General features: G+C 63.9%; 12 protein-coding genes and 1 tRNA gene. 6 read left to right on the forward strand and 7 right to left on the reverse strand.

Annotated features, from left to right (window positions below):
- The first annotated feature begins 67 nt into the window (after positions 1–67).
- The 3 genes from B8446_RS11970 (at position 68) to B8446_RS11980 (ending at position 2814) form a co-directional block, all read left to right on the forward strand.
- Positions 68–1672, forward strand: coding sequence for a S10 family peptidase (locus B8446_RS11970; protein ID WP_048849898.1), 1605 nt, complete (start codon positions 68–70; stop codon positions 1670–1672).
- Between the two features lie 6 nt (positions 1673–1678).
- A complete protein-coding gene (locus tag B8446_RS11975) occupies positions 1679–1945 on the forward strand; it encodes a GlsB/YeaQ/YmgE family stress response membrane protein (RefSeq protein ID WP_048849901.1) in 267 nt (88 codons plus the stop codon).
- A 200-nt stretch (positions 1946–2145) separates the two neighbouring features.
- Complete coding sequence (locus tag B8446_RS11980) at positions 2146–2814, forward strand: HAD family hydrolase (protein ID WP_048849903.1); 669 nt, start codon at positions 2146–2148, stop codon at positions 2812–2814.
- A 21-nt stretch (positions 2815–2835) separates the two neighbouring features.
- On the opposite strand, the gene B8446_RS11985 is transcribed toward B8446_RS11980, so the two are convergent.
- From B8446_RS11985 to B8446_RS12010, 6 genes are all read right to left on the reverse strand, one after another.
- Positions 2836–5160 (reverse strand): xanthine dehydrogenase family protein molybdopterin-binding subunit, encoded by a 2325-nt coding sequence (locus B8446_RS11985; protein ID WP_048849905.1) that lies wholly within the window; start codon positions 5158–5160, stop codon positions 2836–2838.
- The gene (locus B8446_RS11990) at positions 5153–5614 is read right to left on the reverse strand and encodes a (2Fe-2S)-binding protein (protein ID WP_048849907.1); all 462 of its coding nucleotides are present in this window, start codon (positions 5612–5614) and stop codon (positions 5153–5155) included. The genes B8446_RS11985 and B8446_RS11990 overlap by 8 nt, the downstream gene beginning before the upstream one ends.
- 39 nt (positions 5615–5653) lie before the next feature.
- Positions 5654–6982, reverse strand: a complete 1329-nt coding sequence (locus tag B8446_RS11995; RefSeq protein ID WP_048850049.1) for a cytochrome c — start codon at positions 6980–6982, stop codon at positions 5654–5656.
- Between the two features lie 349 nt (positions 6983–7331).
- Positions 7332–9440, reverse strand: a complete 2109-nt coding sequence (gene fusA / locus B8446_RS12000) for an elongation factor G (protein ID WP_048849909.1) — start codon at positions 9438–9440, stop codon at positions 7332–7334.
- 266 nt (positions 9441–9706) lie between these two features.
- Positions 9707–10012, reverse strand: coding sequence for a 50S ribosomal protein L28 (gene rpmB, locus B8446_RS12005; RefSeq protein ID WP_048850052.1), 306 nt, complete (start codon positions 10010–10012; stop codon positions 9707–9709).
- Between the two features lie 168 nt (positions 10013–10180).
- Positions 10181–12046 (reverse strand): ABCB family ABC transporter ATP-binding protein/permease, encoded by a 1866-nt coding sequence (locus tag B8446_RS12010; RefSeq protein ID WP_048850054.1) that lies wholly within the window; start codon positions 12044–12046, stop codon positions 10181–10183.
- A gap of 102 nt (positions 12047–12148) precedes the next feature.
- On the opposite strand from B8446_RS12010, the gene B8446_RS12015 reads away from it, so the two are divergent.
- The 3 genes from B8446_RS12015 to B8446_RS12025 are packed head-to-tail and all read left to right on the forward strand — an operon-like array spanning position 12149 to position 14587.
- Positions 12149–12988: an NUDIX hydrolase gene (locus B8446_RS12015; RefSeq protein ID WP_084712310.1), complete on the forward strand. Its 840-nt coding sequence runs from the start codon at positions 12149–12151 to the stop codon at positions 12986–12988.
- Positions 12985–13410, forward strand: coding sequence for a DUF3574 domain-containing protein (locus B8446_RS12020; RefSeq protein ID WP_048849912.1), 426 nt, complete (start codon positions 12985–12987; stop codon positions 13408–13410). Before B8446_RS12015 ends, B8446_RS12020 begins: the two co-directional genes overlap by 4 nt.
- A 37-nt stretch (positions 13411–13447) precedes the next feature.
- Complete coding sequence (locus tag B8446_RS12025; protein ID WP_048849914.1) at positions 13448–14587, forward strand: AI-2E family transporter; 1140 nt, start codon at positions 13448–13450, stop codon at positions 14585–14587.
- Between the two features lie 96 nt (positions 14588–14683).
- Here the strand turns inward: B8446_RS12025 and B8446_RS12030 are convergent.
- Positions 14684–14757, reverse strand: a tRNA-Pro gene (locus B8446_RS12030).
- Between the last annotated feature and the right edge of the window lie 56 nt (positions 14758–14813).

The following is a 14813-nucleotide window of genomic DNA, read 5'->3' on the forward strand; positions in this document are numbered from 1 at the left end:
CATCTGCGCATCAGATCCGCCCACTACCGTATATTATAACATTCTACCGATCCGACGGAGTTCCTGTTTGAAACATCGCCGCAACCCGTGGGGCGCATCCGCGCTCTCCCTTGCCTTGTCGACTTCCGTCCTTGCGGCGCCCACGACCTCGCCCGACAAGCCTGCAACAACGGAGAGCACAAGCTCCGGCACGGTCACGATGCGTGGCCAGGCCATTGCCTATACGGCGGTTGCCGGCACCCTCGTGGTGCATCCGAACAGCTATGACGATTCGACCGACATCGTGCGCAAGCGTGTCGGCGAGCCTGATCCGACGAAGCCCGAAGACAAGACGCTCGAGCCGACGGCGTCCATGTTCTACACGGCCTATTTCAAGAAGGGCGCCGATCCGGCCACCCGGCCGATCACGTTCGTTTACAACGGTGGCCCGGGCTCTGCCTCGGTCTGGCTGCATATGGGGTCGTTCGGCCCCCGCCGGATCGAGACGCTGGACGACAGCCATACGCCGGCCGCTCCCTATCGCTTCATCAATAACGACGACACGCTTCTCGACGCGTCGGACGTCGTGTTCATCGATGCCCCGGGCACGGGGTTTGGCCGCATTGCCGGCAAGGACGCCGAAAAGGCATTCTGGGGCGTGGACGCGGACGGTCACGCATTCGCGAACTTCATCACGCAGTTTCTCGGCAAGTTCGGGCGCTACAACTCTCCGAAATACCTCTTCGGCGAAAGCTACGGCACCATGCGGTCCGCAGTCGTCGTCAACGATCTGCAGAACGATGACAGCATCGACTTCAATGGCGTGATCCTGCTGTCGCAGATCCTCAGCTACGGCAACAGCGTGGACGGCGCGAACGACGATCCGGGCAACGACCGCCCCTACGTCCTGGCGCTGCCGACCTATGCCGCGACCGCCGCCTACCATCACATGCTGCCGACGCAGCCCGCAGACCTGCAGGCCTTCCTGCGCGAGGTCGAGCATTTCGCAAGCACGGACTATCTGCTCGCCCTGCAACAGGGCGCGGATCTTTCGGCGGCCGATCGCCAGCATGTCGTGCAGAAACTGCACGACTACACCGGCCTTCCCGTGGACTACATCGACCGTGCGGACCTGCGCATCACGGGCGGCGAGTTCGAACACGAACTGCAGGCACGCACCGGAATCGCGACAGGGCGCCTCGATACCCGTTTCTCCGGACCGCAGATCGACCCGATGAGCAAGGAAGTGGGCTACGACCCGCAGTCGAGCGCCATCAGCTCCGCCTATGTCTCGGCATTCAACGACTACGTGCGCAAGACGCTCCATTATGGAGACGACGCGATCTACCGCCCGTTCGGACGGCTGAAGGCGGATTCCTGGCAGGCTCCACATACCCTGCCGGATGACGGCAACCAGTCGCAGGTTCCGAACGTCATGCCCGACCTGGCCCTGGCGATGAAGACGAACCCCCTGCTGCATGTCATGCTGAATGCAGGATATTTTGATCTCGCAACGCCCTATTACGAGGGCATCTACGAGATGAAGCACCTGCCGATTCCCGCTGCCCTGCAGAAAAACATCGAGTTCAAGCAGTACCAGTCAGGTCACATGGTTTACGTGAGCGAGGCGTCCCTGAAGCAACTTCATGACAACGTGGCCGCTTTCATCCGCGAAACCGACCACCAGGGGTAAGTCGCCATGCATCACCACGGCCTGATCATCACGATCATTCTTGGCTTCATCACCGGCGTTATCGCCAAGCTGCTCATGCCGGGGCGCGATCCCGGCGGCTTCATCGTGACCACGCTTCTCGGTATCGTCGGATCGGTATTCGCCAGCATGGCCGGCCGGGCGCTGCATCTGTATCGCCCGGGGCAACCTGCGGGGTTCATCGCATCCGTCGTGGGCGCCATGGTGCTGCTCGCGCTCTATCACATGATCACTCGACGCAACGCCGGCGTCTGATCACGGCAGGCGCGCCGGCTGCGTTTCGACGTGGTCGGCCAGCCTGCCATCGATCTGGCCAGAAGGTCGGAACCAGTGTCTGCGCCGAAGCGGTTCGGTGCAATTCCATCACTTTCACTGCAGTGTCATGGATCTGGCCTTGTCATCGTGTTCGATGACTTACACGCTCTGGCCCCCTCTCCTCGGAACCGGAGCGCTCCATGACCAACCACCGCCGGCTTTTCCCGGATCACCACCTCGACGCGTTCCTGTTCGACATGGACGGCACGATCCTGACATCCATCGTCGCCGCCGAACGCGTCTGGGCGCGCTGGGCACGCAAGCATGGGCTCAATGTCGAGGCGTTCCTCCCGACACTGCATGGCGTACGCACGATCGAAACCGTCAAGCGCCAGAACCTTCCGGTCGATCCGGAGGCCGAAGCGCGCTGGATCACGGAACAGGAAATGGTCGATACGGACGGCATTACCGAAATCCCTGGCGCTGCCCGCTTCCTGGCATCCCTTCCCGACCATGGCTGGGCGATCGTGACATCCGCCACGCGCGACCTGGCATTGCGTCGGATCGAAATTGCCGGGTTGCCGATGCCGCCCGTGCTCGTCACATCCGAGGATGTCGTTCGCGGCAAACCCGAGCCGGATTGCTTTTTGCTGGGCGCGGAACGCCTAGGCGTGGCCATTGAAGACTGCGTCATCTTCGAAGATGCCCCTGCGGGAATTCAGGCGGCCGAGGCGTCAGGCGCGCAGGTTGTCGTAATCACGCATACACACCGCGAGCCAATGTCGACACCACACCTCACAGTGCCGGGCTATGACGCGCTGGAGGCCCGGGAGGGTCCGAACGAGACGCTCGAACTCTTCCAGGCCTGAGGCCGCCCAGACGCGCAGCAATCAGCTGCGCGTCTGGTCCCTCAGTGCGGCGAGCACATCATCGGGCCGCATCGGCAAGGTGCGCAGACGCACACCAACTGCCCGGAAAATGGCATTGCCGATCGCAGGCGCGATGACGGTCACGCCGGGTTCGCCGAGGCCAGAAGGCTTCTCGGTGTTCTCCATGAAGACGATGTCCATGTCCGGAACATCGGCAATCCGCAGCGGCGTATAGTTGTCGAGGTTATGCGCAGCCAGACGTCCCTGCTCGACCCGCGTGCCCTCGAACAGGGCCATGCTCAGGCCCCATAGCGCCGCGCCCTGCGTCTGCGCCAGCGCGCCGTCCGGATGCACGATCGTTCCGGCGTCAAGCACCAGCCAGAGCTTCTGGCAGGTGACGACGCCCGTCTTCCGATCGACGTGAACCTGCGCAACACCTGCGGTCCAGGTCGGCATTTCGCGTTCCTGGCCAAACGTCGTGGCCAGACCCAGCGCCGTATCGGGCGGCAACTGCCGTCCCCAGCCCGCCATTTCCGCGACCCGCTTCAGCACTGCCGCCTGCCGCGTCGCACCACCGATCGAACTCGGCGCCTTGCCGGCGTTGCGCCCCTGCGCCGTCAACATCGACAGTCGATAGTCCAGCGGATCGTGCCCGCTTTCGTGGGCTGCCTCGTCCACGAAGCACTCGAGCGCCCAAGGCGTCCAGCCCGCGCTGACCGACCTCAGCCAGCCCGGGCAGAATGTGCGGTTCGCCAGATCATTGCTGATCGCGCGAACGAGCGTGGGTCCGGTCTCGTACCAGTGATCGGCACCCGAGAGCGCAAACTGGTCGTATGGCTGGTTGTCGAGGCCCTTCGCCATGAAAGCCGGCGCCATGACCTGCGTCGGCCACCCTGCTGTGACATGATACTGCATGGCGGATATCGCGCCGTGTTCGTCAAGGCCGGCCTTGATCGACTGCAACGACGGCGAACGGATCGTGTCGAACTGCATGTCGTCGGAACGGGTGAGCACAAGCTTGACCGGACGGCCGCCGATTTCCTTGGACGCAAGGGCCGCAGGAATGGCGTAGTCGCCGCCGAGGCGCCGTCCGAAGCCGCCGCCCAGCATGTAGGTGCGCATGACGACCTTGCCGTCCGGCACCTGAAGCGCCTTGGCCATGACCGGCAGCCAGAGCGACTGCCACTGATGCCCGCAGTGGATTTCCCAGACGTCGCCGTCCAGCCGCGCCAGCGCATTCACCGGCTCCAGCGCGTAATGCGCGACGGACGTCGTAATGTATTCGCGTTCGATCGTCCGGTGGGCGGAGGCGACGGCCTGCGCATTGCCCGGATCGTCGAAGATGCGAGTACCGCCGGGCTTGCCGATCAGGTCCCGGCCGTGGGCGATGATGTCGTCTTCGGACACATGCGCCGTGTCGCCCGCGACCCATGTCACCTTGAGCGCATCGGTCGCCCGGATCGCCGCAGGATAGGACGTCGCCAGAACCACAACCCATCCCGGCACGGTTCCTGACGGGTCTTCGAGGACAATATAGCGCTCATAGCCCGCGACCTTGCGCGCTTCGCTGTCGTCGACCGACTGGACCTTCGAGCCATAGCGCGTGGGCGGCAGCTTGGGCCTGCCGTACAGCATGTTCGGAAGGCGCGCATCGATGCCATAGACGGCGCGGCCCGTGGTCTTGTCCGGAATATCCAGCGCCGTCGTCGCCTGCCCGATCAGCCGCCGCTCGCCCGCCGGCTTCAGCGGCAGCTTGGCCATTTCGTCGGGCGAGAAGCTGCGTGTCGGCTTCGCACGTGCGACGATATCGCCATACGAGATCGATTTGGCGCCGGCGCTGACCACGCCGTTTCGGGCCGTGCACTGATCGGCCGGCACGCCGAGAATTTTGGCACCCTCGTCCACCATGACCGTCCGCGCGGCGGCGCCGGCCTGCCGGAAGACGTCCCACGTCATCCAGACGGACCACGAGCCGCCGGTCACCATCAGGCCCCATTTGGGATCGGTATCGACATAGGTGATGCCGACCTGGCTCCAGTCCGCTTCCATCTCGTCCGCGATGATCCGGGCGAGCGCCGTGCCGATATGCTGTCCCATCTCGGCGCGGATGATGTTCACGTTTACCGAACCGTCGGGCGCGATCGCGCACCAGATGTTCGGTTCGAACGCGCCGCCGCCCGGCAGCGTGCCGGCCGACGGAAAATGCTGCGCCGCTTCGGCCGAGCGGGCGAAGCCGAAAGCCAGCCCCGCCCCGAGGCTGGTCATCAGGAAGCCGCGGCGCGAAAGATCATGCCGGGCCGCGTAGGCCTTGTCCGACTGGCGCGCGATCCGCTCGAGCCTACTCATGCGTCGTGGTTCCTGCTGCCTGCTTGATCGCTGCGCGTATGCGTATGTAGGTCATGCAGCGACACAGCGAGCCGCCCATGACCGCGTCAATTTCCGCATCCGTCGGATGGGGGAAATCCTTCAGAAAGCTTGCCGCCTGCATGATCTGGCCCGACTGGCAGTAGCCGCATTGCGGCACCTGCCCGTCCCGCCACGCCACCTGAACCGGATGGTTGCCGTCCGGGTCCAGGCCTTCGATCGTCGTGATCGAGGCCCCCTCGATCGAGGCAAGCGGTGTGATGCAGGAGCGCGTCGCACGGCCGCCCACATGCACCGTGCAAGCGCCACATTCGCCGATACCGCATCCGAATTTGGTTCCGGTCAGCATCAGGTCATCGCGAAGGACCCACAGCAGCGGCGTGTCATCCGGCGCATCCACGGAGACCGGCTTTCCATTGAGCTCGAATTTCGTCATCAGATACCTTCTTCCGGGCTACGCGTCGCGACCTTGGGATCAATGCGAGGCATTGATCGGAGGCGGACCGACCGCCGCTCTCAGCTTGGCAGCCTTCGCCTCGAGGTCAGTCCACGGCGGCAGGGTCGTGCGGGTTGCCCGCAGGTAGGCCGCGATCCGCGCCATGTCGGCATCGGTCAGCCCGGCGTAAAAACTCGGCATTGCGATCCCCGACTGCCCTTCCGAGGCGCCAATCCCATGCAGCATCACCTGATAGAGATTGTTGGGTTCGTCGAGCCAGAGCGCGTTGTTGAGCGCGAGTTCGGGCCGCCCGAGCACGGGCGCCGAACCGGCGTTGTAATGGCAGGCAGCGCAGGCGCCCTGATACAGGCGAACAGCCGCGTCATGCTGCGGACCCGACAGGTCCCGGCCCGAGGCTTTCAGGGCTGCGGCCAGAGCCGCCGCATCCTGGAACTGGCGGTGAGCCGCGTCGTCCATGGTTGCGAAATAATGCGCGATCGCCCGCACATCCGATTCCGGAATACGCCCGAGATAGCGATGCGCAACGGGCGACATCGGACCGGCCGCCGAACCATGCAGGGGTGCGACACCCGTGCGGAGATAGGCGAACAGTTCGTCTTCGGTCCAGACGACGGGGGTCGGATTATGCGCATTCAGCGGCGGCGCGATCCAGCCGTCGATCACCGCGCCATCGTACGGTGCGCTGGACTTCTCGGCCATCAGCAGGTTGCGCGGTGTATGGCACGCGCCGCAATGGGCATCGCCTTCTGCGAGATAGGCGCCACGGTTCCACATCGCGTCATGCGATGGATCGGGCTGATACCGCCCGGGGCTGACAAACAGCAGCGCCCAGCCGGCCTCGAGAATGCGCAGGTTGAATGGAAACGGAAGCGTGTTCGCGCGATGCGTCATGTGCACGGCCGGACGCGTCATCAGATAGGCATAGAGATCCGAGATATCCTGCTCGGACATCTTGGTGAAATGATTGAACGGGAACGCCGGAAACAGATGTGCGCCGTCGCGATCGACGCCGCGATACATCGAACGCCGGAATGCAGCCTCGGACCACGTGCCGATGCCTGTCTCGACGTCGGGCGTGATGTTCGGGGAGAACAGCGCACCGAACGGTGTGTTCATCTTGTAGTCGCCGGCGAGTTCCGGGCCCCCACCGAGATCGGCACGGGTGTGGCATTCCACGCAGTAGCCCGCATTTGCGACGATCTCGCCCCTCGCTACCGCATCATGCGGGAACGCTGCAGGATTGGGACGAGCGATCGGCGTGATGGCGGGATTCCACGCGTAGATCAGGAAACCGCCACCGGCCACGACGGCAAGTGCGACAGCAATGGCGGCAATCCGCTTCAGCACGGGCAAACCTCTTCCGTATCAACCCACCAGGAGAATGGGCGAAAACAAGCACGCTTTCAGGGTGCCAACACTATGACGATAAAGGAGAATTTGAACAACCAGACCCGGCCATCGGGACGTTCTGCAGCCAGATCGGCAAATCCGGGCGCGTCGATGGCGCATCGACACGACAAAGACTGTCAAATTTCGAATCACTTATGACACTGAGTGCCACTATCACGACATAAGCTGGTGACATGTCTGTGCCGGGATGCAGACACGCCGTGGAAGCATATGTAATGCCGGTATCAGACAACAAAAAACCCCGCTCCGGAAGAGCGGGGTTTCGTGTGACCGGATGAGAAAACGATCAGGCGGACTTCGCCATGATCTCCTCAGCCACGTTACGCGGCACCGGATCGTAGTGATGGAACTGCATCGTGAAGGACGCGCGTCCCTTCGTGGCCGAACGCAGATGCGAGATGTAGCCGAACATTTCCTTCAGCGGCACCTGAGCGCGGATCATGACGGTCGAACCCGACGTCTCCTGGCTCTGGATGATGCCGCGACGACGGTTCAGGTCGCCTACCACGTCACCGACGTGATCGTTCGGCGTCGTGATCTCGACGTCCATGATCGGCTCGAGGATGACCGGACCGGCCTTCTTCATGCCTTCACGGAAGCACGCCTTCGCTGCGATTTCGAACGCCAGGGCGGACGAGTCGACATCGTGGTACTTGCCGTCCAGCAGCGTGAAGCGGAAGTCGACCGTCGGGAAGCCCGCGAGCACGCCCGTGGAGGACTGCATCCGGATGCCCTTTTCGACCGCCGGAATGTATTCCTTGGGGATCGCGCCGCCGACGACCTTGTTCTCGAACTGGATGTCCTCGTTGCGCTCGACCGGAGCGAACTCGATCTTCACTTCAGCGTACTGACCCGAGCCACCCGACTGCTTCTTATGGGTGTAGACCTCGGTATGCGGCTGGGTGATCGTCTCGCGATACGCCACCTGCGGTGCGCCGACGTTCGCTTCCACGCCGTATTCACGACGTAGACGGTCGACGATGATGTCGAGGTGCAGCTCGCCCATTCCGGACAGGATCGTCTGGCCCGTTTCCTGGTCGGTCTTCAGCTGCAGCGAGGGATCCTCGGCTGCGAGCTTCTGCAGCGCCAGCGTCATCTTCTCGACGCCGTCCTTGGTCTTCGGCTCGACCGAGATGTCGATGACCGGAACCGGGAACTGCATGCGCTCCAGAACCACCGGATCAGCCGCATCGGCCAGCGTATCGCCGGTCACGGTGTCCTTGAGGCCGACGAATGCCGCGATGTCACCCGCGCCGACCGACTTCACTTCCTGGCGCTTGTCGGCATGCATCTGGAACATGCGGCCGACGCGCTCCTTGTGGCCCTTCGTGGTGTTGAGCACGGTGTCACCCGAGTTCAGAACACCACGATAGACGCGCACGAAGGTCAGCGTGCCGTACTTGTCGGAGATGATCTTGAACGCGAGGCCTGCGAACTTGCCTTCCGGATCGACCGGCACGATCGGCAGGAAGTTCTCGTCGACTTCCTCGTCCTCCGGCGGCGCGATACGGATGCCCTCGACCTCGTCCGGAGCCGGCAGATAGTCGATGACGGCATCGAGCAAGGGCTGCACGCCCTTGTTCTTGAACGCCGTGCCGCACATGACCGGACGGAACTCGCCGGAGATCGCGCCCTTCTTGATGCACTTCTTCAGGGTGGCGACGTCGACGTCACCCTTCTCGAAATACTCTTCCATGGCCGCCGTATCGACGCCGAGCGCCGTATCCAGCAGTGTCTGGCGGGCTTCCTCGGCCTTCTCCTTCAGGTCGGCCGGGATGTCCTCGTAGTGGAACTTGGCGCCGAGCTCGCCGCCTTCCCACACGATCGCACGCATCTCGACCAGATCGACCACGCCCACGAAGTTGTCTTCGACGCCGATCGGGAGCTGCAGCGGGACCGCCACGATGTCGAGCTTCTCCTTGAGCGTGTCGAACGCCCGGTAGAAGTCCGCGCCTGTGCGGTCCAGCTTGTTGATGAAGATGATGCGCGGGACGTTATAGCGATCCGCCAAACGCCAGTTGGTCTCGGACTGCGGCTGCACGCCGGCCACGCCCTCGATCACGAAGATGGCGCCATCGAGCACGCGCAGCGAGCGGTTGACTTCGATGTTGAAGTCAATGTGGCCCGGGGTGTCGATGATGTTGATGCGGTGATCGGCCCACTCGCACGTCACGGCTGCCGAAGTGATCGTGATGCCGCGCTCACGCTCCTGCGCCATGTAGTCGGTGGTGGTGTTGCCGTCATGCACTTCGCCGATCCGGTGCGACATGCCCGTGTAATACAGGATGCGCTCGGTCGTGGTCGTCTTGCCGGCATCGATATGCGCGGTGATGCCGATGTTGCGAATGCGGGAAAGCGCCGATTTGGCGACTTCGACTGAACTGGTTTCGGACACGGGGGCTGCCTCCTGAATACGATGAAAGGTGCCTTGGACCACCCCGCGGCCATCGCCTGTCAGGGGAGGTTCGAAGCACCTTCTGCCGTGGCCGGCACTCTCCGGTGACCCGTCTTGCGGGCCAGATCAGGATACGATCGGCGCACCCTGCGCGGAGACCAAACGACCGGTTCGGGCCGAGTTCTCGATGGCGGCTGAATGAAGCAGGCCGCCCCGATTTTCAAGGCCAATCTTCTATAAACTGCGGACCCTTGGGCCCCGGCGGATCAGGCCGGCTGGGCCGCCGCCTTCTTCTCCTGGGCGCGCAGGATGCGGCGCTTCAGGACGAGAGCTTCCTCGGGAAGCTTCCGGTTCGGCGTGCCGAGCAGGAACGCATCCAGGCCGCCGTTGTGTTCGACCGTGCGGATGCCGTTCGTCGTGAGACGCATTCGGACGGGCGTACCCAGGATGTCGGACAGGAGCGACGTTTCCTGCAGGTTCGGCAGGTAACGACGGCGGCTCTTGTTGTTGGCGTGGCTGACGTTGTTGCCGGTCAGCACACCCTTGCCCGTGACTTGGCAGCGGCGAGACATCTTCTGGAGCTTCCTCAACTTCTTCGGCCGCCACGACAGGGGCGCCCGGACCAAGACCAGGGCCCAAGAGGCCGGAATGACGCAGACGACGCGCATCACCCCGGGACATCGCGCCCGACGGTCAACTTTCCAATAAGGCGCGGCTTATGGCCGAGAGTCCCACAAGCGTCAAGGATAATCCACGCGCTGGGCATCACCGTGTTCGCCACGCTCTGCCTCTTCCATATCCTGCGCCAGCCACATGGACGCGTATCGGCCACCGGCGGCCAGCAATGCACCATGGGTTCCGCGTTCGACCACACGCCCGCGATCCAGCACAAGGATTTCGTCGCAGTGGCGCACCGAAGACAGACGGTGCGCGATCGTGATGGTCGTGCGCGCCCGCGACAGATCACGCAGCGCGCCGAGAATGGCGCGTTCCGTACGCGTATCCAGCGCACTCGTGGCCTCGTCCAGCAGCAGGATTCGTGGATCTTTCAGGATCACGCGTGCAATGGCGATGCGCTGCTTTTCCCCGCCCGACAGTTTCAGTCCCCGCTCGCCCACGACCGTATCGTATCCGTCGGGCAAAGTGGCGATGAAGTCGTGAACACGGGCCAGCCGGGCGGCATGCTCGATGTCGGCCACGTCCGCATCGGGCCGCCCATAGGCGATGTTGAAGCCGATCGTGTCGTTGAACAGCACGGTGTCCTGCGGCACAACACCGATCGCTGCCCGTAGCGATGCCTGCGACAACCCGCGAATGTTCTGGTCATCGATCAGAATCGAGCCGGAGACAGGATCGTAGGAACGAAACAGCAGTCGGCCGATGGTCGATTTTCCTGCGCCCGTTTCACCGACCAGCGCAATGCTTGCACCCGGTTCGGCCGCGAACGACACGTCAGTTAGAATCGGTCTTTTGGCGTCGTAACCGAACGAGACACGTTCGAAGCGGATGGCAGCAGGGCCGGCCTCGTCCAGATGCGCCGGCAGGATCCGCGCACCTTCCGCATCGGCAATCTCGGGTGTTTCGTCCAGCAGCGCCACCATCTGCTCCAGATCCACGCGCGCCGAACGGAGCGCGGCATAGACCCAGCCCAGCGACGTGAGTGCCTCGTAGAGCGCAATCAGATAGGTGTTCACCAGCACGAAGCGTCCGACGCCAAATCGGCCATCCGCAATGCCGTGCGCTGCCATCAGCATGATCACCGCGGCAGCACTCGCGATGATGACGTTCTGGGCGGTGGACAGCGCCGCCGATGATTGCTGGAGTTTTCGCGATGCCGTCTCGAGCCGGGCCTGGGCTGCATCCACCCGGGCATCCTCGAAGGCTTCCGCACCGAAATATTTGACGGTCTCATAATTGAGCAGGCTGTCGACCAAACGATGCTGGGCAGCCGTATTGGCATCGTTGCGCGCACGCCGAAGACCGATTCGCGCCTGCGTGACCCGCAGCGTGACCGCGCAGTAGATCGCAAGCGCGACAACAATCACCACGACGTAGCGCCAGCCGAACAGGCGCCAGACGACGGCGATTGTCAGGACAGTGTCCAGCACTGACGGCAGGACGTTGAACAACACGATTCGGGAAATCTGGCCGATCGCATCCGAGCCGCGTTCGACCGCCCGCGTGAGGCCGCCTGTCTGCCGGTCGAGATGAAAACGCAGCGACAGGTCATGGACATGCCTGACAGCATGACGTGTCAGATTACGTGCGATCCGCAATGAGACCGGCGTGAACACCCACTCGCGCAGCGTATCCATCCCGTGGGACACGCATTGCAGCAGCCCGTAACCAACGATCAGCGCCACTGGCACTGCGGCAGCGGAATGCGTCAGCCTTCCAACCACGGCCGCGTAGAGGAATGGCACCAGCACCGTGAGACCCCGTCCCGCCAGAAGCAGGCCCAGCGCTCCCAACACCCGCAGGCGGGTCTCCCGGTCTCCCTGCGCGCTTCCCCGGGGCCAGAGATAGGGCAGAACCGCGCGCACCGTCTCCAGAAGAGGCGCCTTGCGGCCGGGAGCGTTCGAGTGTCGGGAGTTTGTGCCGTTCACGGCGGGCGTCGCATCCATCGACCCCTAGATCGGCGACGGATCTGCCCGATGCAAGCACGATGCTTGACGCCACAGGGCGGCGGTGGGAAGCGGTGGGATACCGTGACACATCCGAACGACCCGCTCCTCGCCCATATCCGACGCTGCCAGGCGCCTACGCGCACAGGCTCGCTGCTCTGGTGCGGAAACGCCGTGATCGGGCGGGTTCATCCAACCGTGGAGCCCGCTCTCGACGCCCTGCTGATCCGTGAACCGCGCGGGTTCTCGGTGCCCTCGGGTCCTGCGATCGAGGCGCTCGGCATCCGCATGGCGGAGATTGGGCTCTACCGCCCCCATGACGAACTGTTCGACGTGCTGACGGGTCCGGATGCCGCGCCGCTTGGGCGTATCGATCGGGGCGCGCTTCCATTGCTCGGGCTGCTGGCTCAGGGCGTTCACGTCAACGGTCTGGTGGAACGGTCCGACGGCCTCCATCTCTGGATCGGCCGGCGCAGCCCGCACAAGCGGCTCGATCCCGGCAAGCTCGATCATCTTGTGGCGGGCGGCATGACGGCGGGCCTTACCTCCCTGGAAGCAGTGGTCAAGGAAGCGCGCGAGGAGGCCAGCCTGGGCGCCGACCTGTCATCGAGCGCGGTTCCTGCTTCTTTGCTGGGTTATGCCGTCGAGCGCCCGGAGGGTGCGCGGCGCGATCTCCTGCACTGCTTCGACCTGTTTCTGCCCGAGGATTTTCGCCCTGTCCCGGACGACGGAGAGGTCGTGAGCTTTGAACTGCTGCCGATCGAGCAGGCGCTCGCGCTCGTTCGCGACACGCAGGATTTCAAGTTCAACGTCAACCTCGTCCTGATCGACCTGTTCCTGCGCCGTGGCCTGATCGGTGGCGATGAGGCGCATACGTTGCGCGCAGCGTTGAACGATGGTCTCTCCATGGCACTCGAGCCATGAGACGTCTTGGCGCAGCGGCCATTGCGGCAATGGCCGCGATAGGATGCGCAGGTTGCACCCACCCCTCACCTCCGGCGGCCTGCACCGCGATCGGCGGCAGCGCGTCGCTTCAGATCACGCTGATGTTCGGCCTGACGCGACCGGATGGTCAGCCGATGTCCGATGCGCACTGGCAGGACTTCCTTGCACGCGTCGTGACACCTCGTTTTCCAGACGGTCTGACTGTGTCTGAAGGAATGGGTCAGTGGCGCGACCGCGTGACGAGCCGCATCACGCATGAACCGTCCCGTCTGGTCTGGATCGTCACGCCCGACAGGCCTGGTCTGCGGCAGGACATCGATGCAATCCGGGCGGCGTACCGCTCGGAATTCGCCCAGCAGTCGGTCGGCGTGCTCGCGGGGTCGGGATGCGCCGCGTTCTGACGTTGCCGCGACCTCCAATCGCCCTCATGTTCTTTCGATGAATGCAACGCCCCCTCTTCTGGACGAACCGCCCCGGCGGGCCGATCCGGCTGTCGAACTGGCCGCCGAGAAGATCGGCCGCATGCAGAGTCGGGGTCGCGGCCTGCTGGCCCTGTTCTTCGTACTGCTGGGCCTGTTCACGCTGCACGACTTCCTGCCTGCACTGGCCTGGGGGTGCATCTTTGCAGTGATTTCCTGGCCGGCCTATCGGCGCGCACAGCGTGGCTGGGCCTGGGGGGATACGTCGCTTGCCGCCCTGTTCACGGCTGCGATCGCACTGATTTTTCTCACACCGCTTTCGATCATCGGACTTGAGGCGGCACACGAGGCGCAGAACGTCCTGGATTGGCTGGAACTCATCCGCCAGCGCGGGGCTCCAGTTCCACCCTGGTTGCCGCGCCTTCCGATGTTCGGCGCACAGGCCGTCAAATGGTGGCAAGACCATATGGTCCACCCGGATGACGTCGCTGACCTCCTGCACTCGGTGGACGCCCTCCGCAGCATGGCGATGACCCGGCGCCTCGGCGGACAGGTTGCCCATCGCGGGATTCTGTTCCTGTTCTCGATCGCGACGCTGTTCTTCCTGCTGCGTGACGGACGAACGGTGACGAAGCGCTGCCTGATCGGCTCGCACCGCCTGTTCGGCCATCGCGGCGAATCGCTGGCGCGCCAGATGATCTCGGCCGTGCATGGAGTCGTGGCAGGGCTGGTTCTGGTGGGGCTCGGCGAGGGCTTCGTGATGGGCACGGCCTACGTCTTCGCCGGCGCACCGCAGCCCCTGCTGTTTGGCGGCGTGACCGCCGTCGCCGCGATGATCCCGTTTCTGGCCGTGCCGTCGATCGCGCTGGTTTCGGCGCTCATTCTGGTCCAGGGCAGCGTCATTGGCGGGATCAGTGTGCTGTGTCTTGGCCTGTTCGTGATCTTTGTCGCCGATCACTTCATCCGCCCGGCCCTGATCGGCGGATCGACCCAGATGCCGTTCCTGTGGGTCCTGCTGGGGATTCTGGGCGGTGTGGAGACCTGGGGTCTTCTCGGCCTGTTCCTCGGCCCGGCAATCCTGGCTGCCCTGCACCTGCTCTGGCGCAACTGGACCGAAGGTGAGCCGCCGGATCGACAGACGTCGCCGAACGCCGCCTGAGGGGTTCTGGCAAGCCCCAGCTTGATCGGTTCGTCGTGGAACCGATCCATCGGTTTCAAATTGTTCTGGAAGCAGGAGCTTCCGCGAGACGGGATATCGGGCAGGCGGGATTCGAACCCACGACCCCCAGTCCCCCAGACTGATGCGCTACCAGGCTGCGCTACTGCCCGTCCGTCTCGCGGTGGGTCGGGGTTTAGCAGCCCGATCCCATGCAGGCAAGGGCCGC

Origin of the sequence: Tanticharoenia sakaeratensis NBRC 103193 (assembly GCF_000963885.1) — a bacterium.
GTDB classification, from domain to species: Bacteria; Pseudomonadota; Alphaproteobacteria; order Acetobacterales; family Acetobacteraceae; genus Tanticharoenia; species Tanticharoenia sakaeratensis.

Coding starts and splice junctions, on each gene's coding strand:
- B8446_RS11985 (WP_048849905.1), bottom strand. CDS start 5,160: ATGAGTAGGCTCGAGCGGATCGCGCGCCAGTCGGACAAGGCCTACGCG.
- B8446_RS11975 (WP_048849901.1), top strand. CDS start 1,679: ATGCATCACCACGGCCTGATCATCACGATCATTCTTGGCTTCATCACC.
- B8446_RS11980 (WP_048849903.1), top strand. CDS start 2,146: ATGACCAACCACCGCCGGCTTTTCCCGGATCACCACCTCGACGCGTTC.
- B8446_RS11990 (WP_048849907.1), bottom strand. CDS start 5,614: ATGACGAAATTCGAGCTCAATGGAAAGCCGGTCTCCGTGGATGCGCCG.
- B8446_RS12025 (WP_048849914.1), top strand. CDS start 13,448: ATGAATGCAACGCCCCCTCTTCTGGACGAACCGCCCCGGCGGGCCGAT.
- rpmB (WP_048850052.1), bottom strand. CDS start 10,012: ATGTCTCGCCGCTGCCAAGTCACGGGCAAGGGTGTGCTGACCGGCAAC.
- B8446_RS12020 (WP_048849912.1), top strand. CDS start 12,985: ATGAGACGTCTTGGCGCAGCGGCCATTGCGGCAATGGCCGCGATAGGA.